Origin of the sequence: Pseudomonas lalucatii (genome assembly GCF_018398425.1) — a bacterium.
In the GTDB taxonomy this organism is placed as follows: domain Bacteria; phylum Pseudomonadota; class Gammaproteobacteria; order Pseudomonadales; family Pseudomonadaceae; genus Aquipseudomonas; species Aquipseudomonas lalucatii.
This window is the reverse complement of record NZ_JADPMV010000001.1, coordinates 612,511-633,220: the sequence shown is the minus strand read 5'-3', so window position 1 is coordinate 633,220 and position 20,710 is coordinate 612,511. Positions and strand designations below refer to the sequence as shown.

Here is a 20,710-nt window from a genome sequence, read left to right as displayed (position 1 = left end):
GGTAATTGCATGAGCAGCAAGCAAGCACCCCTGCCCTGGGTCGATGTGCTGATCACCGCCCTGGCACCGGCCATCTGGGGCTCGACCTATATCGTCACCACCGAGTTGTTGCCGCCGGACCGGCCCTTCACCGCCGCGCTGCTGCGCTGCCTGCCTGCCGGCTTGTTGCTGGTGCTGTACAGCCGGCACTGGCCCGGCCGTGCGGCCTGGTTTCGCCTGGCCGTGCTCGCGGCGCTGAACATCGGCTTCTTCCAGGCCCTGCTGTTCGTCGCCGCCTACCGCCTGCCCGGCGGCCTGGCGGCCGTAGTCGGTGCTTTGCAGCCGCTGCTGGTGATGGGCCTGGTGTGGGGGCTGGACAGTCGCCGGCCGGCCAACCTGGCCCTGGGCGCTGGCGCGCTGGGGGTGGCCGGCATGGCCGCGCTGCTACTGGCGCCGGGGGCCGTGTGGGATTCGCTCGGCATTGCCGCGGCCTTCGTCGGCACCGCCTGCATGGCGGCCGGGACCTACCTGGCGCGGCGCTGGCGCCCGCAGGTGCCGCTGCTGGCCTTCACCGGCTGGCAGTTGCTGCTCGGCGGGCTGCTGCTGGCGCCGGTGGCCTGGCGTCTCGACCCGCCGTTGCCGAGCTTGAGCCTCAGCCAGTGTCTGGCCTATGCCTACCTGTCGTTGTTCGGCGCGCTGCTGGCCTATGCCCTGTGGTTTCGCGGCATCGCCCGGCTGACGCCGGTCGCGGTGTCCTCGCTGGGCCTGCTCAGCCCCCTGACCGCGGTGGTCCTCGGCTGGGCGCTGCTCGGCCAGAGCCTGACCGGCCTGTCGCTGCTGGGCCTGCTGGCGGTGCTCGGCAGCATCCTGGCGGTGCAGTGGGCTTCAGCGGCGCCGGCTCCGCTACCGCCCGCGGCGCCGGCCGCACAACTGCAGCGCTGATCGGCAACCTGGCCGAGCGTGGCACGCGCTGCGGTCTTCATCATTCATCGTCAGAGGAGAATCCCATGTCCGACTTCATCAAGCAGATCATCGAGTCCCGCGTATCGACCGGTCGCTACGACACCAGTCGCGACCTGTCGGACGAACAGGTCAGCGAGCTGGTGCGCCTGGCCGCCCGCGCACCATCGGCCTACAACCTGCAGAACTGGAAGTTCATCGCCGTGCGCAGCGCCGAGGCCAAGGCGCGCCTGCACGGGGCGGCCTACGGCCAGCAGCAGGTGCTCGATGCCCCGGTCACCTACATCGTCTGCGGCACCCTGGAGGCCCATGAGGGGCTCGCGCGGGCGCTGCAGCCCTCGGTCGCGGCCGGCATCCTGGATCAGGCGCTGGTCGAGGGCTGGGTCGCCGCGGCCACCGGCTCGCACCGGGGCAACCCGCAGCTGCAGCGTGACGAGGCGTTGCGTTCGGCCTCCCTGGCGGCCATGACCCTGATGTTGGCCGCCGAGGGCATGGGTCTGGCAACCGGGCCCATGAGCGGCTTCGATGCCGCGGCGGTGGCGCGCGAGTTCGACCTGGCGGCCAATGAGCTTCCGGTGATCCTGGTCACCGCCGGCTACCCGGCCCGGGGCAACTGGCCGCAGAAGCCGCGCAAACCGTTGCCCGAGGTCATGGCGTTCGCCTGAGCCCCTGTCTGGGCGCCGATGCGTCCAAACAGGCGCGCGCCGCCCCCGGCGCTCCGGTTGGCCCGGAACGATCCGAGCAGGTCGCCCGGGCCTTCCTGCCTGTGCAGCCAGGCACTCGAATGGCCGGAGTGTTGCAGGGGCGCGCCTTTGTAACGAGCCTGTGACCTTTGCGCATCCCTTCGTTACCCTCGAGAGCCAGGCCCCTGGATAGAATCCACTGCAGCGCAAGCACCAGACTTGCCCGTGGATCACATCAATCCCGTGGATAACAACAAGAAGGTACCGTTCATGAATGCGTTCTCCCGCCTGACAACTGCCGTTTCCCTCGCCTACCTGCTGCCGCTGGCGGCCCATGCCGGTGAAGTCGAAGTGCTGCACTGGTGGACCTCCGGCGGCGAGAAGCGCGCTGCCGATACCCTGCAGAAACTGGTCGAGGAAAAAGGCCACAGCTGGAAGGACTTCGCCGTCGCCGGCGGCGGTGGCGAGGCGGCCATGACCGTGCTGAAGACCCGCGCCGTCTCCGGCAACCCGCCGGCCGCCGCGCAGATCAAGGGGCCGGACATCCAGGAGTGGGGCGAGCTGGGCCTGCTGACCGAGCTCAACGGCGTCGCCGAGCGGCAGGGCTGGGATCGGCTGCTGCCGGCGCAGGTGGCCAACGTGATGAAGTACGAGGGCGATTACGTGGCCGTGCCGGTCAACGTGCACCGGGTCAACTGGCTGTGGATCAACCCCGAAGTCTTCGCCCAGGCCGGTGCCACGCCGCCGACCACCCTCGAGGAGTTCTTCGCCGCCGCTGAGAAGCTCAAGGCCGCCGGCTTCATTCCCCTGGCCCACGGCGGCCAGCCCTGGCAGGACAGCACCGTGTTCGAGGACCTGGTGTTCAGCGTCCTGGGCGCCGAGGGCTTCCACAAGGCCTTCGTCGAGCAGGACGAGGCGACCCTCACCGGGCCGAAGATGGTCGAGGCCTTCGCCGCCCTGAAGCGGCTACGCGGCTACATCGACGCCAACGCCGCCGGCCGCGACTGGAACGCCGCCACCGGCCTGGTGATCAACGGCAAGGCCGGCATGCAGGTGATGGGCGACTGGGCCAAGAGCGAGTGGAGCGCCGCCGGCAAGGTGGCGGGCAAGGACTATCAGTGCCTGCCGTTCCCTGGCACCCAGGGCAGCTTCGCCTACAACATCGATTCGCTGGCCATGTTCAAGCTCGGCGACGCCGACAACCGCAAGGCGCAGGCCGATCTGGCCGAGACCGTCATGTCGCCGCAGTTCCAGGAGTTCTTCAACCTCAACAAGGGCTCGATCCCGGTGCGCCTGGACCAGGACATGAGCGGCTTCGACGCCTGCGCCCAGGCCTCCATGGCCGACTTCAAGGAGGCGGCCGGCAACGGCGGCCTGCAGCCGAGCCTGGCCCACGGCATGGCCGCTTCCAGCTACGTGCAGGGCGCGGTGTTCGACGTGGTGACCAACTTCTTCAACGACCCGCAAGGCGATCCGCAGCGCGCCGCGCAGCAACTGGCCGCCGCGATCAAGGCTGTGCAGTAGGCCAATCCTGGCCGCCGGCCAGCCCGGCGGCTCTCTTCAGGTGACCCGGCTATCCCGGTGCGGTGCAAACCGCGCCGTGGATAGGTGCGCCCCGAATTCGTTCCCCTCGACGTGATGGACCTGTGTTATGAGCTCAATCGCAGTCTTTACCAAGGCATCAAGGCAGGACGCAGTGCAGCGCTGGCTGCCGAAGCTGGTGCTGTCGCCGAGCATGCTGATCATTACGGTCGGCTTCTACGGCTACATCCTGTGGACCCTGCTGCTGTCGTTCACCAACTCGCGCTTCATGCCCAGCTACAAGTGGGTCGGCCTGGAGCAGTACCAGCGCCTGCTGGACAACGACCGCTGGTGGGTGGCGAGCAAGAACCTGATGGTTTTCGGCGGCCTGTTCATCACCATCAGCCTAGTGCTGGGCGTGCTGCTGGCGGTGCTGCTGGATCAGCGCATCCGCCGCGAAGGGTTCATCCGCACCATCTTCCTCTACCCCATGGCGCTGTCGATGATCGTCACCGGCACCGCCTGGAAGTGGCTGCTCAATCCCGGCCTGGGCCTGGACAAGCTGCTGCGCGACTGGGGCTGGGAAGGCGTTCGTTTCGACTGGCTGGTGGACCCGCAGTACGTGGTGTACTGCCTGGTGATGGCCGCCGTGTGGCAGGCCTCCGGCTTCGTCATGGCGCTGTTCCTCGCCGGCCTGCGCGGCGTCGACCAGTCGATCATCCGCGCCGCCCAGGTGGACGGCGCCAGCCTGCCGGCCATCTACCTGCGCATCGTCCTGCCGAGCCTGGGGCCGGTGTTCTTCAGCGCCCTGATGATCCTCGCCCACATCGCAATCAAGAGTTTCGATCTGGTCGCCTCGATGACCGCCGGCGGCCCGGGCTACTCCTCCGACCTGCCGGCGATGTTCATGTACGCCCACACCTTCACCCGCGGCCAGATGGGCCTCGGCGCCGCCAGCGCGATCCTGATGCTCGGCGCGGTGCTGGCGATCCTGGTGCCGTACCTGTACTCCGAACTGAGGAACAAGCGCCATGACTAAGCGTGCTCTGACCCCGGGCCGCGTGGCGATCTACGCGACCCTGCTGGTGGCCTGCGCGGTCTACCTGATCCCGCTGCTGATCATGCTGCTCACCAGCTTCAAGACCCCGGACGACATCCGCACCGGCAACCTGCTGTCCTGGCCCGAGCTGTTCACCGCCATCGGCTGGCTGAAGGCCTGGGACAGTGTCGGCGGCTTCTTCTGGAACTCGGTGAAGATCACCGTGCCGGCGGTACTGATCTCGACCCTGCTCGGTGCCCTCAACGGCTACGTCCTGGCGATGTGGCGCTTCCGCGGCTCGCAGCTGTTCTTCGGCCTGCTGCTGTTCGGCTGCTTCCTGCCGTTCCAGGTGGTGCTGCTGCCGGCCTCCTTCACCCTCGGCCAGCTCGGCCTGGCCAACACCACCGGCGGTCTGGTGCTGATCCACGTGGTCTACGGCCTGGCCTTCACCACGCTGTTCTTCCGCAACTACTACGTGAGCATCCCCGATGCCCTGGTGCGCGCGGCGCGCCTGGACGGCGCGGGCTTCTTCACCATCTTCGGCAAGATCCTGCTGCCGATGTCGGTGCCGATCATCATGGTCTGCCTGATCTGGCAGTTCACCCAGATCTGGAACGACTTCCTGTTCGGCGTGGTGTTCGCCAGCGGCGACACCCAGCCCATCACCGTGGCGCTGAACAACCTGGTCAACACCAGCACCGGGGTCAAGGAATACAACGTCGACATGGCCGCGGCGATGATCGCCGGCCTGCCCACCCTGGTGGTCTACGTGCTGGCCGGCAAGTATTTCCTGCGTGGGCTCACCGCCGGCGCGGTTAAAGGTTAGGAGAAACGAAATGGCAACCCTCGAACTGCGCAACGTCAACAAGTCCTACGGCAGCGGCCTGGCGGACACCCTGAAGAACATCGAACTGTCCATCGATTCGGGCGAGTTCCTGATCCTGGTCGGCCCCTCCGGCTGCGGCAAGTCGACCCTGATGAACTGCATCGCCGGCCTGGAGGACGTCAGCGGCGGGGCGATCCTGGTGGACGGCGACGACATCAGCGGCAAGAGCCCCAAGGACCGCGACATCGCCATGGTGTTCCAGTCCTACGCGCTGTACCCGACCATGACGGTGCGCGACAACATCGCCTTCGGCCTGAAGATCCGCAAGATGGACCCGGCGGCGATCGAGCAGGAGGTCGAGCGGGTGGCCAAGCTGCTGCAGATCGAACACCTGCTGGGCCGCAAGCCTGGCCAGCTCTCCGGTGGCCAGCAGCAGCGCGTGGCCATGGGCCGGGCCCTGGCGCGGCGGCCGAAGATCTACCTGTTCGACGAGCCGCTGTCCAACCTCGACGCCAAGTTGCGGGTGGAGATGCGCACCGAGATCAAGCTGATGCACCAGCGCCTGAAGACCACCACGGTCTACGTCACCCACGACCAGATCGAGGCCATGACCCTGGGCGACAAGGTGGCGGTGATGAAGGACGGCATCATCCAGCAGTTCGGCACCCCGCAGCAGATCTACAGCGACCCGGCCAACCTGTTCGTGGCGAGCTTCATCGGTTCGCCGCCGATGAACTTCATTCCCCTGCGCCTGCAGCGCCGCGATGGCCAGGTCTGGGCCCTGCTCGACAGCGGCCAGGCGCGCTGCGAGCTGCCCCTGGGGGCGATGGAGGAGGGCCTGGAGCAGCGCGAGGTGATTCTCGGCATCCGTCCTGAGCTGATCCAGCTGGCCCAGGCCGGCGATTCGCCGCAGCCGACCCTGCGCGCCGAGGTCGAGGTCACCGAGCCGACCGGCCCGGACACCCTGGTGTTCGTCAGCCTCAACCAGACCAAGGTGTGCTGTCGCCTGGCGCCGGATCAGGCGCCCCCGGTCGGCGCGACCCTGGAGCTGCAGTTCGACCCGGACAGGGTGCTGCTGTTCGACGCCGCGAGCGGCGAGCGCCTGCTGCCGGGCAAGGCCCGCGCCGCCGAGCAGGCGGCCAAGGTGGCTCGGCTCAAGGTCCATTGAGTGCATGGGATCGCGGCCCGGGATCTGCCGATGCGGTGCTCCCGGAGCGGCCGCGGCGAGGCGTAGAACTCCTCTATAAATGTTGTTTTATAACAAGTTATTGCCTTGATCACGGAGCCTGTTACGTGTATCAATAGCGCGCCTTGTTATGTTAACAACATTTTATGGGCTTCTGCGCGGTCTGCGTAAGCGGGCCGGCGATCGAGGTGGTTCGGCTCATGGCTCGCGGCGCGCATGGTTCGGCGCCTGCGGCTCCCCTGGCGTTGCCTGGGGGCTGAGCTGACTGCGCTAAGTAGTAAATACAATAACAACAAGACTGGAGTGGATATGAGAGCAGTAAAGAGTGTCGGCCTGGCGATTACCCTGGGCTATCTGGCGATGCCCGGGGCGGCGCATGCCCTGGAGTTCACCGGCTACCTGCGCAGTGGCGCCGGCAGCTCCGACGGCGATCGCAAGTCGTGCTTCCAGTTGCCGGGGGCGCAGTCGAAGTTCCGCCTCGGCAACGAGTGCGAGCAGTACGCCGAACTGGACCTGCGCCAGGACCTGCTGAGCCTGGACGACGGCTCGGTGGTCAGCGTCGAAGCCATGGCGCAACTGTTCAACGAATACGGTCATACCCCGGAGTTCACCGGCGACCACGGCTTCTCGCGGATGAATCAGCTGTACGCCGAGTGGAGCAAGGTGCCGGCGCTGGGTGGTGGCTCGCTGTGGGCCGGGCGACGTTTCTACAAGCGCAACGACATCCATATTTCCGACTTCTTCTACTGGAACCAGAGCGCCACCGGCGCCGGTATCGAGGACTACGAGTTGGGCGGCCTGAAGTACAGCTATGCCTTCTCGCGCAAGGACAGCGTGTTCCAGAAGGAGTACATCAACCGCCACGACTTCAACGTCGCCGGTTTCGCCAGCAATCCGGGGGGCGAACTGGAGTTCGGTCTGAGCTTCATCGACAAGCCGCGGCATATCGAGGGCGCCCACAGCGGTTGGTCGATCACCGCCCAGCACAAGCAGCAGGACTTCCTCGGTCTCGGCGGCAAGAATACCTTCGCCCTGCAGTACGGCCCGGGCCCGGGCACGGCCCTGGGCTCCACCGGCGACGTGATGCTGGATGACAGTGCCAAGCGCTATCGCCTGGTGGAGTTCTTCGACTGGCAGGCCACTGCGCGCCTGGGTGGGCAGTTCCTGGTGGTCTACCAGAAGGACGAGCGGGCCAATCAGGACGACGAGAACTGGCTGTCGGTCGGTGGGCGTACCAGTTACGCCTTCACCGAGCAGTTCAAGTTGGTCGGCGAGCTTGGTCATGACCAGGTCGATGCCAGTGGCGGTACGCGCAAGCTGACCAAATTCACCGTGGCGCCGACCTGGTCACCGTCCGGTCCCGGTTTCTGGGCGCGTCCGGAGCTGCGCCTGTACTACACCTACGCCAGCTGGAACCAGGCGGCGCAGGATGCCGCCAGTCAGATGGCCGCCGGCTCGGCGCTGTCCGACAGCGGCGCGTTCGGTAGCGCCCGGCATGGCTCCAACTTCGGCGCCCAGGTCGAGTACTGGTGGTGAGGGCTATGGGGCTGAGCGTCGATGTCGTCGCATAGGCCGCTACCCGGTACGCCGCAGGGCGTATCGGCGACTCAGCCAGGGGGTGCCGCGGGGCATCCCCTGGCTGAGTTGTTTCCGTCTGCCGGAGGGCCGGCGCTGCGCTGGGTGACGCACCAGGGGCGTGAGTTGCTGTTGGTCGAGCACCCTCGTTGCCGTGCGGTGTTCAGTCGCCAGGGTGCGCAGTTGCTGCATTTCCAGCCCAGCGGCGACAGGCCCTGGCTGTGGTGTGCCAGTCGCTGGCAGCCCCATGGCCCCATTCGCGGCGGCGTGCCGATCTGTTGGCCCTGGTTCGGCCGGCATCCCACCGAGAGCGGCTGGCCGTCCCATGGCTGGGCGCGTCTGAGCGATTGGCAGCTGGTGTCCGGCGAGGTGCACGGGCAGGGCGTGAGCCTGCGCTGGCGGCTGGAGCTGTGCGACTGGCAGGTGACCCTGGAGGCCGAGCTGGGCGAGCGGATGGCGTTGCGCCTGGTGACCCGGCACGCCGACAGTGAGCCCTGCCGGCTGAGTCACGCTCTGCATGCCTATTGGCGGGTCGGCGATGTGGCGCGGGTGGCGCTGCTCGGCCTGGAAGGCGCCCCGGGCTACGACCTGCTCAGTCGTGGCGACTGCCTGCAGCAGGGCGGGCTGCGTATCGAGGGCGGCTGCCACCGGATCTTCCGGCGCGCCGGTGAGCTGCAGCTGCTGGATCTGGAGTGGCAGCGGCGTCTGCTGCTGGATACCGCTGGTGGCGCCAACACTGTGGTCTGGCATCCCGGCAGTCGGCCGCTGACCGATGTCGGCTGGAACGAGGCGCTGGGTTTCCTCTGTGTCGAGGCGGCCAGCTGCGGCCCCGATAGCCTGAGCCTGCAGGCCGGCGAGCAAGGGGTGTTGCGCCTGCATGCGCGGCGGGGCTGATGCCCCGGCGACCGTTCCGGCTCGGCTGCGCGTGCGCCCTGTGCGCCGGCGCCGGCAGTCACATCCTTCCCGTAGCGACTTGCTCGATCGCCTGGCGGCTGCGCCGCGCTGTGGTCGAGCCCGGCGCTCCGGCTCTTCGTCGGCGCCCAGTCGCGCGCCTCGGGTTCTGCTCGGCGGTCCATTGTCTTTATGTTGTTTTATTACAACATTTTGTCTTGATAAATGCATTTGATCCGAGTATCAATAGCGTAGTTTGTTAAAGCAACCATGTGATTGGGCGATTGGGTTCACGGCGGCGGACCTCGGTGCAACACGCGCCGGTCCCTGTCGGCTTCGCTCGGCCCTCGCTGGTCCAGTCCGTCACGCACGTCTTTGAGGACGCTCAGCTATGCAGCGAAGAACGAAAATTGTCGCCACCCTGGGGCCGGCCACGCAGTCGCCCGAGGCCATCGAGGGCCTGGTGCTGGCCGGGGTCGATGTGGTGCGCCTGAACTTCTCCCATGGCAGCGCCGAGGAGCACGTCGCTCGCGCCGATCTGGTGCGCGAGATGGCGCGCAAGCACGGTCGCTTCGTCGCCGTGCTGGCCGACCTGCAGGGGCCGAAGATCCGCATAGCCCGTTTCGCCGCGGGCAAGGTGCAGCTGCGCAAGGGCCAGGTCTTCGTGCTCGATGCCGGGCTGGACAAGCATGCCGGCGACGAGAACGCCGTCGGCATCGATTACGAGGCGCTGATCAGCGACAGCCGCCCGGACGACATCCTGCTGTTGGACGACGGACGGATCGAACTCAAGGTGCTGCGGGTCGAGGGCGGCAAGCTGTTCTGCGAGGTGCTGGTCGGCGGCCCGCTGTCCAACAACAAGGGCATCAACCGCAAGGGCGGCGGTCTCTCGGCCTCGGCCCTGACCGAGAAGGATTGCGCCGACATCCACACTGCCGCCGCCATGCAGGTCGACTACCTGGCGGTGTCCTTCCCGCGCGATGCCGCCGATATGCAGCAGGCCCGCCGCCTGTTGCGCGAGGCCGGCGGCGAGGCCGGCCTGATCGCCAAGATCGAGCGCGCCGAGACGGTCGGTGATCCGCGCGTGCTGGATGCCATCATCGAGGCCTCCGAGGGCGTGATGGTGGCGCGCGGCGACCTGGGCGTGGAGATCGGCGACGCCGAGCTGGTGGCGGTGCAGAAGCTGATCATCGAGCGTGCCCGGACCCTGAATCGCATCGTGATCACCGCCACGCAGATGATGGAGTCGATGATCACCCAGTCGATGCCGACCCGCGCCGAGGTGTTCGACGTGGCCAACGCGGTACTCGACGGCACCGACGCGGTGATGCTCTCGGCCGAGACCGCCGCCGGCGCCTACCCGATCGAAACGGTCGAGGCCATGCGTCGGGTCATAGTCGGAGCGGAGAAGCACCCGCAGACCCATCGCTCCAAGCACCGTATGGACGAGGTGTTCCACAAGATCGACGAGTCGATCGCCATGGCCGCCATGTACGCGGCCAACCACCTGCACGGGGTCAAGGCGATCATCTGCATGACCGAGAGCGGCGACACGCCGCGGCTGATGTCGCGGATTCGCTCGCACCTGCCGATCTACGCCTTCTCGCGCAACCCGCGCACGCAGAACCGCGTGACCCTGTTCCGCGGCGTGCAGACCATTCCGTTCGATTGCGACAGCTTTCCGGTGGACGAGGTCAATGCCCGTGCCGTCGACGAGCTGGTGCGCCGTGGCGTGGTGGAGGCGGGTGATCACCTGCTGATCTCGCGCGGTGATTACGCCAATGCCCAGGGCGGCACCAACTGCCTGCGGGTGGTCCGCGTGGGCGACGCAATTTGCTGATCCAGGGGGTGTCTGTGAAGAGCACGAGCAAGCAAGATCCGTCGCCGCGCGGCGGCGCCGACGGCGAGCATGGCTGGCCGCGGGACTTCGATTTTCGCGAGGCCTATGCCGAACAGCGTGAACTGCTTAGCGCGGCGCCTGGCGCCGCACCGACTTCGAACTCTGCCAACGGTGGCGAACACGATGAATAGCGAGACCCTTATCCAGCAGGTCGCGGCCCGGGAAATCCTCGACTCGCGCGGCAATCCGACCGTCGAGGCGGTGGTGACCCTCGGCGGTGGCGCGGTCGGCGTCGCCAGCGTGCCGTCCGGCGCCTCCACCGGCACCCGCGAGGCCCTGGAGTTGCGCGATGGCGCGACACGTTACCAGGGCAAGGGCGTGCTGCGGGCGGTGGCCAACGTCAACGGTGCCATCCGTGACTGCGTGCTCGGCCTGGATGCGCGGGACCAGCGCAGTCTGGACGCGGCGATGATTGCCCTGGACGGCACCGAGAGCAAGGCCGAGCTGGGCGCCAACGCCATTCTCGCCGTGTCCCTGGCCTGCGCCAAGGCTGCCGCGGCGGCGCAGAACCTGCCGCTGTACGAGCACCTGGCCGCCCTGTATGGCGCCCCCGGCCGCTTCAGCCTGCCGGTGCCGATGATGAACATCATCAACGGCGGCGAGCATGCCGACAACAACGTGGATATCCAGGAGTTCATGATCCAGCCGGTCGGCGCCGGCTCGTTCGGCGAGGCGCTGCGCATCGGTGCGGAAATCTTCCACACGCTCAAGCGGGTGCTCAACGAGCGCGGCCTGAGCACCGCGGTGGGCGACGAGGGCGGCTTCGCCCCCTCGCTGAGCAGCAACGAGGAGGCCCTGGTGGTGATCCAGCAGGCGGTCGAGCGTGCCGGCTATGTGCTCGGCCGGGACGTCACTCTGGCGCTGGACTGCGCGGCCTCGGAGTTCTATCGCGACGGTCGCTACGTGCTGGCCGGGGAGGGCGCGAGCTTCGACTCCGCGGGCTTCGCCGACTACCTGGCCGGCCTGTGCGAGCGCTATCCGATCGCCTCGATCGAGGACGGCATGGACGAGAGCGACTGGGCCGGCTGGGCCCTCCTGACCGAGAAGCTGGGGCGGCGCGTGCAGCTGGTCGGCGACGATCTGTTCGTCACCAACACCAGGATCCTCGCCCAGGGCATCGAGCGCGGCATCGGCAACTCGATCCTGATCAAGTTCAACCAGATCGGCAGCCTCAGCGAGACCCTCGACGCCATCCGCATGGCGCAGGAGGCCGGCTACACGGCGGTGATTTCCCATCGCTCCGGCGAGACCGAGGACACCACCATCGCCGACCTGGCGGTCGCCACCTGCGCCGGACAGATCAAGACCGGCTCGCTGTGCCGTTCCGACCGGGTCGGCAAGTACAACCAGCTGCTGCGCATTGAGCAGGCGCTGCAGGGGCGCGCGCCCTACAGTGCCGAGGCCTTGTTGGCGCGGCGCCGGGGCGGCTAGTGCCGGTTTCCGTCGGAGCTGTTGTTCGCACCGGGCGCGGGGCGCCAGTCAACGCTGGCCTCCGCCCACTCGCAATCAGATGAGGTAATGCCATGACCACCGCAAGCCGTCTCAGCGCGCTGTTCCCCACCCTGGCCGAAATTCCCGAGGCCTATCGCCTCGGCGAGCCGATCGAGCAGCGCGACTACCTGGTCGATGGCCAGCTGCGCCGCTGGGAGGGGCCCCTGGCGCCGGTGCGCAGCCCGGTGTTCCTGGCGACCGAGCAGGGCGACCGGCAGGTGATGCTCGGCAGCACGCCGGAGCTCGACGCCGAGGCGGCGCTGCAGGCCCTGGATGCGGCGGTGCGCGCCTACGACAATGGCCAGGGCGCCTGGCCGACCCTGCGCGTGGCCGAGCGCATCGCCCATGTCGAGGCCTTCCTGGTGCGTATGCGCGAGCAGCGCGAGCAGGTGGTCAAGCTGCTGATGTGGGAGATCGGCAAGAACCTCAAGGATTCGCAGAAGGAGTTCGACCGCACCTGCGACTACATCGTCGACACCATCGGCGCCCTGAAGGAGCTGGACCGCCGCTCCAGCCGCTTCGAGCTGGAGCAGGACACCCTCGGCCAGATCCGCCGGATGCCGCTGGGTGTGACCCTGTGCATGGGGCCGTACAACTACCCGCTGAACGAGACCTTCACCACCCTGATCCCGGCACTGATCATGGGCAACACCGTGGTGTTCAAGCCGGCCAAGTTCGGCGTGCTGCTGATCCGTCCGCTGCTCGAGGCATTCCGCGACAGCTTCCCGGCCGGGGTGATCAACGTCATCTACAGCGGTGGTCGCGAGGCGGTCAGCGCGCTGATGGCCAGCGGCAAGATCGACGTGTTCGCCTTCATCGGCACGCACAAGGGCGCCAGTGCGCTGAAGAAGCTGCACCCGCGGCCGCACCGCCTGCGCGCGGCCCTGGGCCTGGACGCGAAGAACCCGGGCATCGTCCTGCCCGAGGTCGACCTGGACAACGCGGTGAGCGAGGCGCTCACCGGCGCCCTGTCGTTCAACGGCCAGCGCTGCACCGCCCTGAAGATCCTCTTCGTCCACGAGGATGTGGTCGACAGCTTCCTCGACAAGTTCGCCAGCAAGCTCGCCGCGCTCAAGCCGGGCATGCCCTGGGAGCCCGACGTGGCCCTGACGCCGCTGCCCGAGGAGGGCAAGACCGATTATCTCGCCGGCCTGGTGGCCGATGCCGTGGCCAAGGGCGCGCGGGTGGTCAACCCCGGCGGTGGCGAGAGCCGCGGCTCGTTCTTCTACCCGGCCGTGCTCTATCCGGTGGCGGCGGACATGCGCGTGTACCAGGAGGAGCAGTTCGGTCCGCTGGTGCCGGTGGTGCCCTACCGCGACCTGCAGACGGTGATCGACTACGTACTGGAGTCCGACTTCGGCCAGCAGCTGAGCATCTTCGGCACCAGCTCGGCCCAGGTGGGTCGGCTGGTCGACGCCTTCGCCAACCAGGTCGGCCGCATCAACATCAATGCCCAGTGCCAGCGCGGTCCGGACAGCTACCCCTTCAACGGCCGCAAGAACTCGGCGGAGGGCACCCTGTCGGTGCACGACGCCCTGCGCGTGTTCTCCATCCGCACCCTGGTGGCGACCAAGTTCCAGGACAGCAACAAGGCGCTGATCAGCGAGATCATCCGCAACCGCGAATCCAGCTTCCTGACCACCGATTACATCTTCTGAGGGCGACCGGCATGACGACCCGTACCCTGATCATTCTCGACGGCATCGGCCTGCGCCGGGAGACCGAGGCCAATGCCCTGGCGGCGGCGCACACGCCGACCCTGGATGGTTTGTTCGAGCGGTATCCGCACAGCCGCATCGCCACCTCGGGGCTGGCCGTCGGCCTGCCCGAGGGGCAGATGGGCAACTCCGAGGTCGGCCACATGAACCTCGGCGCCGGGCGTGTGGTGTACCAGAACTTCACGCGGATCAACCAGGCCATCGCCGATGGCGAGTTCGCCGGCAACCCGGCGCTGACCGAGCTGCTCGACGGGGCCAGGCGTCGCGGCGGCGCCGTGCACCTGCTCGGCCTGCTGTCGCCGGGCGGCGTGCACAGCCACAGCGAGCAGATCATGGCCGCCTGCCGGGTGCTGGCCGCGCGCGGCATCGAGCGCTTCTACGTGCATGCCTTCCTCGACGGTCGCGACACGCCGCCGAGGAGCGCCCAGGCCGACATCGCCGCGCTGGAGGCCGAGCTGGCGAGCCTGGGCAGGGGGCGCATCGCCTCGCTGGTCGGGCGCTACTACGCGATGGATCGCGACAATCGCTGGGAGCGCATCGAGGCGGCCCACGGCCTGATCGTCGAGGGGCGCGCCGAGCACCAGGCGGCCAGTGCCGAGCTGGGGTTGGCCGCCGCCTATGCTCGCGGCGAGTCGGACGAGTTCGTCAAGGCCACGGCGATCGGCGAGCCGGTGCGGGTGGCGGACGAGGATGCCCTGGTGTTCATGAATTTCCGCCCGGATCGCGCGCGGCAGCTGTGCCAGGCCCTGGTCGACCCGGCGTTCGCCGGCTTCGCCCGCCCGCGGGCACTGGCCAAGCAGCGCCTGCTGACCCTGACCCGCTACTCGGACCGGCTGGACGGGCCCTGCGCCTTCCCGCCGGAGCGCCTGAGCAACAGCCTGGGCGAGTACCTGGCGGGGCTGGGCAAGACCCAGCTGCGCATCGCCGAGACGGAGAAATATGCCCACGTCACCTTCTTCTTCAATGGTGGGCGCGAGCAGCCCTTCGCCGGCGAGCAGCGCATCCTGGTGGCCTCGCCCGACGTGGCGTCCTACGACCTGCAGCCGCAGATGAGTGCGCCGGAGCTGACCGGGCGACTGGTCGAGGCGATCGGCAGCCGGGCCTACGACCTGATCGTCTGCAACTATGCCAACGGCGATATGGTCGGCCACACCGGCTCCTTCGCCGCGGCGGTGGAGGCGGTCGAGGCGCTGGATCGGTGTCTGGCCCGGGTGGTCGAGGCGACCCTGGCGGCGGGCGGCGAATGCCTGATCACCGCCGATCACGGCAACGTCGAGCAGATGTGCGATGCCGACTCGGGGCAGGCGCACACCGCCCATACCCTCAACCCGGTGCCGCTGATCCTGGTCGGCGGCAGGGCGGGGCAGTTCGAGCTGGCGGACGGGCGGCTGTGCGATATCGCGCCGACCCTGCTGCAGCTGATGGGGCTGGTGCGGCCCGCCGAGATGTCCGGGGTGTCGCTGCTGCGCTGATGAGGCCTTTCCCGGGCATCGCCGCTCGAGTGGCGACGGCGCTCGGGATGCGGCTCAGCTGGGCTCTTCGTCCGCCGGGTAGCGGCTGGCGGTGAGGCTTTCCTTGATCTTGCGCAGGTGCGGCTGGAAGTCCACGCCGCGGCGCAGGGTCATGCCGGTGGCCAGTACGTCGAGCACGGTCAACTGGATGATCCGCGAGGTCATCGGCATGTAGATGTCGGTGTCCTCCGGCAGGGGGATGTCCAGGCTCAGGGTGCTGGCCTTGGCCAGGGGCGAGCCGGCGGCCGTGAGGCCGAGCACCGAGGCGCCGTTCTCCCGCGCCAGGCGCGCCACCTCCACCAGTTCGCGGGTGCGCCCGGTGTAGGAAATGATCACGAACAGGTCGCCGGTATGGGCCACCGAGGCCAGCATGCGCTGCATCAGTACGTCGGCATGGGCCGATACCGCCAGGTTGAAGCGGAAGAACTTGTGCTGCGCGTCCAGGGCCACCGGGGCCGAGGCGCCGAGGCCGAAGAAGTGGATCTGCCGGGCCTGGATCAGCAGGTCGACGGCGCGGCTGACCATCTGCGGGTCGAGCGCCTGGCAGGCGGCATCCAGGGAGGTGATGGCGCTGCCGAAGATCTTCCGCGTGTAGGCCTCGGGGCCGTCGTCGGCCTCCACGGCGCGGCTGACGTAGGCGGCGCCGCTGGCCAGGCTCTGCGCCAGCTGCATCTTCAGTTCCGGGTAGCCGTTGACGTCGAACGAGCGGCAGAAGCGGTTGACCGTCGGTTCGCTGACCTGGGCGGCTTGCGCCAGGGCGGCGATGCTGAAGCGGGTGGCCTGCTGCGGGTTGTGCAGGATCACCTCGGCCACCTTGCGTTCGGCCTTGTTCAGGCTGTCGAGGCGGCCCTGGATCTGCTCCAGGAGATTTCGCACGCGATCCATTTTTGTTCCTCAGGCGGGCGATGAAAGTGCCGGACTATCGTACTGATCGATCCGGATTGCGACCACAGGAATGTGGTCATGGTGATAATGTTGTTTTTATTACTACATTTTCGCTTGTAAAAAACCGCTCTACCGGGTATTTCTAGTGCATCTTGATAGAAGAACAAACATTATGCCATCCATAACCGTTGATTCCTGCACCCTTGGCCTGTTCGGCGCGCTGGGCGACCTGGCCCTGCGCAAGCTGTTCCCGGCCCTCTATCAGCTCGACCGTGCCGGCCTGCTGCACCCCGACACCCGCATTCTGGCCCTGGCCCGGGAGGGCGGCGAGACCCAGCAGCACCTGAGCGCGATCGAGCAGCACCTGCGCCGCCACGTGCCGGCCGCCGAGGTCGACGAGGCGGTGCTGCAGCGCTTCCAGGCGCGCCTGAGCTATCTGAGCATGGATTTCCTCGCCGCCGACGACTACGGTGCGCTGGCCGAGCAGGTCGGCGCCGCGCAGCCGCTGATCGCCTACTTCGCCACCCCGGCGTCGGTGTACGGTGGCATCTGCGCCAACCTGGCACGGGTCGGCCTGGCCGAGCGCACCCGGGTGGTGCTGGAGAAGCCGATCGGCCACGACCTGGAGTCCTCGCGGGCGGTGAACGATGCGGTGGCGCAGTTCTTCCCCGAGTCGCGGGTCTACCGGATCGACCACTACCTGGGCAAGGAGACGGTGCAGAACCTGATCGCCCTGCGTTTCGCCAACAGCCTGTTCGAGACCCAGTGGAACCAGAACTTCATCTCCCACGTGGAGATCACCGTGGCCGAGAAGGTCGGCATCGAGGGGCGCTGGGGCTACTTCGACCAGGCCGGGCAGCTGCGCGACATGATCCAGAACCACCTGCTGCAGCTGCTCTGCCTGATCGCCATGGACCCGCCCAGCGACCTGTCGGCCAACAGCATCCGCGACGAGAAGGTCAAGGTGCTCAAGGCCCTGGCGCCGATCGCCGCCGAGCAGTTGGGGCGCCAGGTGGTGCGCGGCCAGTACGTGGCCGGCAGCAGCGACGGCAAGGCGGTGCCCGGCTACCTGGAGGAGGAGAACTCCAACACCCAGAGCGACACCGAGACCTTCGTCGCCCTGCGCGCCGATATCCGCAACTGGCGCTGGGCCGGCGTGCCCTTCTACCTGCGTACCGGCAAGCGCATGCCGCAGAAGCTGTCGCAGATCGTCATCCACTTCAAGGAGCCGCCGCACTACATCTTCGCCCCGGAGCAGCGCCAGCTGATCGGCAACAAGCTGATCATCCGCCTGCAGCCGGACGAGGGCATCGCCCTGCAGGTGATGACCAAGGACCAGGGCCTGGACAAGGGCATGCACCTGCGCAGCGGCCCGCTGCAGCTGAACTTCTCCGACACCTACCGCAGCGCGCGCATCCCCGACGCCTACGAGCGCCTGCTGCTGGAAGTGATGCGCGGCAACCAGAACCTGTTCGTGCGCAAGGACGAGATCGAGCACGCCTGGCAGTGGTGCGACCAGCTGATCGCCGGCTGGCAGCAGCTCGGCGATGCGCCCAAGCCCTATCCGGCCGGAACCTGGGGCCCTATGGGCTCGGTGGCCCTGATCACCCGTGACGGGAGGTCCTGGTATGGCGATCTCTGAACTGGACCTGCCGATCGGGGTTGTCGCCCATAGCCTGGCCGATCCGCAGTTGCTAGCCGAGACCCTGGCCCGTGACGTGGCGGCCGCCTTGCGCACGGCCATCGACAGCCGGGGCACGGCGACCCTGGTGGTCTCCGGCGGACGCAGCCCCATTGCCTTCTTCGAGTGCCTGGCCCGGCAGGTACTGCCCTGGCCGCAGGTGCTGGTCAGCCTGGCGGACGAGCGCTGGGTGCCGGTCAACCACGCCACCAGCAACGAGGCCCTGGTACGCCGTCATCTGCTCCGCGGGCCGGCCGCCGCGGCGCGCTTCATCGGCTTGTACCAGGTCGCCGGCAGCCTCGAACAGGCGGCGCTCAAGGCCGACCAGGCGTTGGCCGAGCTGCCGCCGATCGACGTGCTGGTGCTGGGCATGGGCGACGACGGCCATACCGCCTCGCTGTTCCCGGACAGCCCGAACCTGGCCCTGGCCCTGCAGCCGGACTGCCCGCGCCGCTGCCTGCCGATGCAGGCGCCGAGCGAGCCGCGCCAGCGCCTGAGCCTGACCCTGCCGCTGCTGGCCGCGGCGCGCCTGTCGCTGCTGGCGATCCAGGGGCCGGCCAAGCTGGCCACCCTGAGCGCGGCCCTGAGCCATGACGCCGCGAGCAGCATGCCGATTCGCGCCTTCCTGCATTCCCCCCTTGAGATTTACTGGTGCCCCTAGGGCCGAAGGACCAGCCGATATGAAGACCAATGACACGCAGCTGCACAGCCGCATGGCCGTAAAGATCGCCGAGATCGACAGCATTTGCGCCCGCGCGCGGATCATGCCGGTGATCACCATCGCCCGCGAGGAGGACATCCTGCCCCTGGCCGATGCCCTGGCCGAAGGCGGCCTGACGGTGCTGGAGATCACCCTGCGCTCGCCGCACGGCCTGACCGCCATCCGCCGCCTGCGTGCGGAGCGCCCGGGGCTGTGCGTCGGTGCCGGCACCGTCCTCGACCGGCAGATGCTCGCCGCGGCAGAGGAGGCCGGCGCCCAGTTCATCGTCACCCCGGGCTCCACCGCCGAACTGCTGCAGGCCGGCCTGGAGAGCGCGGTACCCATGCTGCCGGGCACCAGCAGCGCCTCGGACATCATGCTCGGCTACGGCCTCGGCTACCGGCGCTTCAAGCTGTTCCCGGCCGAGGTGTGCGGCGGTACCGCGGCGCTCAAGGCCCTGGGTGGGCCGTTCGGCGGGGTGCGTTTCTGCCCGACCGGCGGCGTCAACCCGGAGAATCTGCAGCGCTACATGGCGCTGCCCAACGTCATGTGCGTCGGCGGCACCTGGATGTTCGACAGCCAGTGGGTGAAGAACGGCGACTGGGGGCGTATCCGCCAGGCCAGTGCCGAGGCCCTGCAACTGCTCGACTGAGCAGAGGCTGGACCTGGCGCCGGATTGAGTAAGGCGCGGGCTCAGCAGTAACGGCGCACTGCCTCGGCCAGGTCCCTGGCCAGCAGGGCGCCGGGGGCCTGGGCCTCGTCGCCGGCGCGGTACTTGCCGGTCTGCACCAGGCAGCCGTGCAGGCCGGCACGTTGCGCCCCCAGCACATCGCTCTCGATATCGTCGCCGATCATCAGCGCCTGCTCGGCGCTGACGCCCAGTTCGTCCAGGGCCCCCTGGAAGAACGCCGGCGACGGCTTGCCGAGCACCTTGGCCTGCACCCCGGCGGCGTACTCCAGGGCGCGGACGAAGGGGCCGGCGTCCAGGCGCAGGGCGCCCTCGAGCTTGAAGTAGCGGTTGACGCCCATGGCCAGCAGCGGTGCGCCGGCGAGCAGCAGGTGAAAGGCGCGCTCCAGGTGCAGGTAGTCGAAGCGCTCGGCGGCATCGCCGATCACCACCGCATTGGGTGCCGGCTCCTCGAGCAGGTCGGCGAACTCTTCCTCCAGGTTGCGATGGATCAGGCAGTAGGGGCGCAGGCGGTGGCTCTCGAGGTAATGGCGCATGGCCCGGGGGGCGCTGTAGATCTGCTCGGGGGCGATGAGGTAGCCCATGCCACTGAGCTGGCGGTGGATCTCGGCGGTGGTCAGGCGCGAGGTGTTGGTCACCAGGCGCAACGGATAACCCTTGCTCTGCAGTCGGGCTACCGCGTCGACCGAGCCGGGCAGGGGGGAGGTGTCCTGATAGAGCACCCCGCTGATATCCAGCAGCACCGCCTGTGGCATCGCCTGCCTCCTCGCGCCGAAGCGCGCTCTGCACTGCACCTCTTAACAGCGATAGCACAGCTTGACGTGCCCTGCGTTACGCTGATCGGCGACAATCGCCGCCTCGTCATGGGCGCGCATGCTGCAAGCGCTGCGTTTCGCTCTGCGGCGCCCAGGGCGCGGGGTGATCCCGGCCGTCGTTCGAACATCAGCGAAAGGATTCCAGATGCCTGCTTCTACCATTTGGTCGGGCATTCGGTCGGTGGCGTGGTGGCGGCGCTGTTCGCGTGTCGATACGGCGCGCGAGTGCGCAGCCTGGTCAGCGTGGAGGGCAATTTCAGCCTGAAGGATGCCTTCTGGTCGGCCAGGGTGGCGGCCATGGCGCCGGCGGAGGTGGCGGCGCTGCTTGCAGGCTATCGCCGAGACCCGGCCGGTTGGCTGGCCGGGGCGGGGGTCGTCCCGACGCCGGAGACCCTGCGGCTGGCCGAGTGCTGGCTGGCCCAGCAGCCTGCCTCGACGGTGCAGGCGATGGCGCAGGCGGTGGTGGCCGAAACCGCCCCGGCGGCGTATCGGGACAGGCTGCGCGAGCTGTTCGTCCGCCTGCCGGTGCACTTGCTCGCCGGTGAGCATTCGCGCGGCGGTTGGGACGTGCCGCAGTGGGCGCGTCGGGCCGCTGCCAGCCAGGCGCTGATCCGGGAGCCGGGCACCTGATGATGCTGAAGCAGCCCGCCGCCCTGGTCGG

General features: G+C 68.1%; 18 protein-coding genes. 16 read left to right on the top strand and 2 right to left on the bottom strand.

Features of this window, described 5'->3' with window-relative positions; translation table 11 throughout:
* Positions 1–9 precede the first annotated feature (9 nt).
* The 12 genes from I0D00_RS02795 (at position 10) to gpmI (ending at position 15,241) form a co-directional block, all read left to right on the top strand.
* Positions 10–921, top strand: coding sequence for an EamA family transporter (locus tag I0D00_RS02795; RefSeq protein ID WP_213638240.1), 912 nt, complete (start codon positions 10–12; stop codon positions 919–921).
* 65 nt (positions 922–986) lie between these two features.
* The gene (locus I0D00_RS02790) at positions 987–1,604 is read left to right on the top strand and encodes a nitroreductase family protein (RefSeq protein WP_213638239.1); all 618 of its coding nucleotides are present in this window, start codon (positions 987–989) and stop codon (positions 1,602–1,604) included.
* A gap of 288 nt (positions 1,605–1,892) precedes the next feature.
* Positions 1,893–3,146: an ABC transporter substrate-binding protein gene (locus tag I0D00_RS02785; protein WP_213638238.1), complete on the top strand. Its 1,254-nt coding sequence runs from the start codon at positions 1,893–1,895 to the stop codon at positions 3,144–3,146.
* A 127-nt stretch (positions 3,147–3,273) separates the two neighbouring features.
* Positions 3,274–4,182, top strand: a complete 909-nt coding sequence (locus I0D00_RS02780; protein WP_213638237.1) for a carbohydrate ABC transporter permease — start codon at positions 3,274–3,276, stop codon at positions 4,180–4,182.
* The gene (locus I0D00_RS02775) at positions 4,175–5,008 is read left to right on the top strand and encodes a carbohydrate ABC transporter permease (RefSeq protein WP_213638236.1); all 834 of its coding nucleotides are present in this window, start codon (positions 4,175–4,177) and stop codon (positions 5,006–5,008) included. Before I0D00_RS02780 ends, I0D00_RS02775 begins: the two co-directional genes overlap by 8 nt.
* Positions 5,009–5,018: 10 nt before the next feature.
* Positions 5,019–6,176 (top strand): ABC transporter ATP-binding protein, encoded by a 1,158-nt coding sequence (locus I0D00_RS02770; RefSeq protein ID WP_213638235.1) that lies wholly within the window; start codon positions 5,019–5,021, stop codon positions 6,174–6,176.
* Between the two features lie 378 nt (positions 6,177–6,554).
* Complete coding sequence (locus I0D00_RS02765; RefSeq protein ID WP_476748431.1) at positions 6,555–7,730, top strand: carbohydrate porin; 1,176 nt, start codon at positions 6,555–6,557, stop codon at positions 7,728–7,730.
* A gap of 21 nt (positions 7,731–7,751) precedes the next feature.
* Complete coding sequence (locus I0D00_RS02760; protein ID WP_213638233.1) at positions 7,752–8,663, top strand: D-hexose-6-phosphate mutarotase; 912 nt, start codon at positions 7,752–7,754, stop codon at positions 8,661–8,663.
* 388 nt (positions 8,664–9,051) lie between these two features.
* The gene (gene pyk, locus I0D00_RS02755) at positions 9,052–10,500 is read left to right on the top strand and encodes a pyruvate kinase (protein ID WP_213638232.1); all 1,449 of its coding nucleotides are present in this window, start codon (positions 9,052–9,054) and stop codon (positions 10,498–10,500) included.
* A 183-nt stretch (positions 10,501–10,683) separates the two neighbouring features.
* Positions 10,684–11,991 (top strand): phosphopyruvate hydratase, encoded by a 1,308-nt coding sequence (gene eno, locus I0D00_RS02750; RefSeq protein ID WP_213638231.1) that lies wholly within the window; start codon positions 10,684–10,686, stop codon positions 11,989–11,991.
* 92 nt (positions 11,992–12,083) lie between these two features.
* Entirely contained in the window at positions 12,084–13,709 is a 1,626-nt protein-coding gene (locus I0D00_RS02745; protein ID WP_213638230.1) for an NADP-dependent glyceraldehyde-3-phosphate dehydrogenase, read from the top strand.
* 11 nt (positions 13,710–13,720) lie between these two features.
* The gene (gpmI, locus tag I0D00_RS02740; protein ID WP_213638229.1) at positions 13,721–15,241 is read left to right on the top strand and encodes a 2,3-bisphosphoglycerate-independent phosphoglycerate mutase; all 1,521 of its coding nucleotides are present in this window, start codon (positions 13,721–13,723) and stop codon (positions 15,239–15,241) included.
* A 54-nt stretch (positions 15,242–15,295) separates the two neighbouring features.
* Here gpmI and I0D00_RS02735 read toward each other — a convergent pair whose 3' ends face one another.
* Complete coding sequence (locus tag I0D00_RS02735; protein ID WP_213640200.1) at positions 15,296–16,156, bottom strand: MurR/RpiR family transcriptional regulator; 861 nt, start codon at positions 16,154–16,156, stop codon at positions 15,296–15,298.
* 181 nt (positions 16,157–16,337) lie between these two features.
* Here I0D00_RS02735 and zwf point away from each other — a divergent pair, with 181 nt between their 5' ends.
* Genes zwf through I0D00_RS02720 form a run of 3 tightly spaced genes read left to right on the top strand, consistent with a single transcriptional unit; the run spans position 16,338 to position 19,198 of the window.
* Entirely contained in the window at positions 16,338–17,807 is a 1,470-nt protein-coding gene (gene zwf / locus I0D00_RS02730; RefSeq protein WP_213638228.1) for a glucose-6-phosphate dehydrogenase, read from the top strand.
* Positions 17,794–18,507: a 6-phosphogluconolactonase gene (gene pgl, locus I0D00_RS02725; protein WP_213638227.1), complete on the top strand. Its 714-nt coding sequence runs from the start codon at positions 17,794–17,796 to the stop codon at positions 18,505–18,507. The genes zwf and pgl overlap by 14 nt, the downstream gene beginning before the upstream one ends.
* Positions 18,508–18,526: 19 nt before the next feature.
* On the top strand, positions 18,527–19,198 hold the full coding sequence (locus I0D00_RS02720; RefSeq protein ID WP_213638226.1) for a bifunctional 4-hydroxy-2-oxoglutarate aldolase/2-dehydro-3-deoxy-phosphogluconate aldolase: 672 nt from the start codon (positions 18,527–18,529) through the stop codon (positions 19,196–19,198).
* 41 nt (positions 19,199–19,239) lie between these two features.
* Here I0D00_RS02720 and I0D00_RS02715 read toward each other — a convergent pair whose 3' ends face one another.
* Positions 19,240–19,989: a TIGR01458 family HAD-type hydrolase gene (locus I0D00_RS02715; protein ID WP_213638225.1), complete on the bottom strand. Its 750-nt coding sequence runs from the start codon at positions 19,987–19,989 to the stop codon at positions 19,240–19,242.
* A 66-nt stretch (positions 19,990–20,055) separates the two neighbouring features.
* Here I0D00_RS02715 and I0D00_RS02710 point away from each other — a divergent pair, with 66 nt between their 5' ends.
* Entirely contained in the window at positions 20,056–20,679 is a 624-nt protein-coding gene (locus I0D00_RS02710; RefSeq protein WP_213638224.1) for an alpha/beta fold hydrolase, read from the top strand.
* Positions 20,680–20,710 lie beyond the last annotated feature (31 nt).

Excerpts from the sequence above, each read along its gene's own strand:
- I0D00_RS02790 (WP_213638239.1), top strand. The coding sequence starts at position 987 with ATGTCCGACTTCATCAAGCAGATCATCGAGTCCCGCGTATCGACCGGT.
- I0D00_RS02765 (WP_476748431.1), top strand. The coding sequence starts at position 6,555 with ATGCCCGGGGCGGCGCATGCCCTGGAGTTCACCGGCTACCTGCGCAGT.
- pyk (WP_213638232.1), top strand. The coding sequence starts at position 9,052 with ATGCAGCGAAGAACGAAAATTGTCGCCACCCTGGGGCCGGCCACGCAG.
- I0D00_RS02715 (WP_213638225.1), bottom strand. The coding sequence starts at position 19,989 with ATGCCACAGGCGGTGCTGCTGGATATCAGCGGGGTGCTCTATCAGGAC.
- I0D00_RS02780 (WP_213638237.1), top strand. The coding sequence starts at position 3,274 with ATGAGCTCAATCGCAGTCTTTACCAAGGCATCAAGGCAGGACGCAGTG.
- I0D00_RS02720 (WP_213638226.1), top strand. The coding sequence starts at position 18,527 with ATGAAGACCAATGACACGCAGCTGCACAGCCGCATGGCCGTAAAGATC.
- I0D00_RS02760 (WP_213638233.1), top strand. The coding sequence starts at position 7,752 with ATGTCGTCGCATAGGCCGCTACCCGGTACGCCGCAGGGCGTATCGGCG.
- I0D00_RS02795 (WP_213638240.1), top strand. The coding sequence starts at position 10 with ATGAGCAGCAAGCAAGCACCCCTGCCCTGGGTCGATGTGCTGATCACC.
- zwf (WP_213638228.1), top strand. The coding sequence starts at position 16,338 with ATGCCATCCATAACCGTTGATTCCTGCACCCTTGGCCTGTTCGGCGCG.
- I0D00_RS02770 (WP_213638235.1), top strand. The coding sequence starts at position 5,019 with ATGGCAACCCTCGAACTGCGCAACGTCAACAAGTCCTACGGCAGCGGC.
- eno (WP_213638231.1), top strand. The coding sequence starts at position 10,684 with ATGAATAGCGAGACCCTTATCCAGCAGGTCGCGGCCCGGGAAATCCTC.
- I0D00_RS02745 (WP_213638230.1), top strand. The coding sequence starts at position 12,084 with ATGACCACCGCAAGCCGTCTCAGCGCGCTGTTCCCCACCCTGGCCGAA.
- I0D00_RS02775 (WP_213638236.1), top strand. The coding sequence starts at position 4,175 with ATGACTAAGCGTGCTCTGACCCCGGGCCGCGTGGCGATCTACGCGACC.
- pgl (WP_213638227.1), top strand. The coding sequence starts at position 17,794 with ATGGCGATCTCTGAACTGGACCTGCCGATCGGGGTTGTCGCCCATAGC.
- I0D00_RS02785 (WP_213638238.1), top strand. The coding sequence starts at position 1,893 with ATGAATGCGTTCTCCCGCCTGACAACTGCCGTTTCCCTCGCCTACCTG.
- gpmI (WP_213638229.1), top strand. The coding sequence starts at position 13,721 with ATGACGACCCGTACCCTGATCATTCTCGACGGCATCGGCCTGCGCCGG.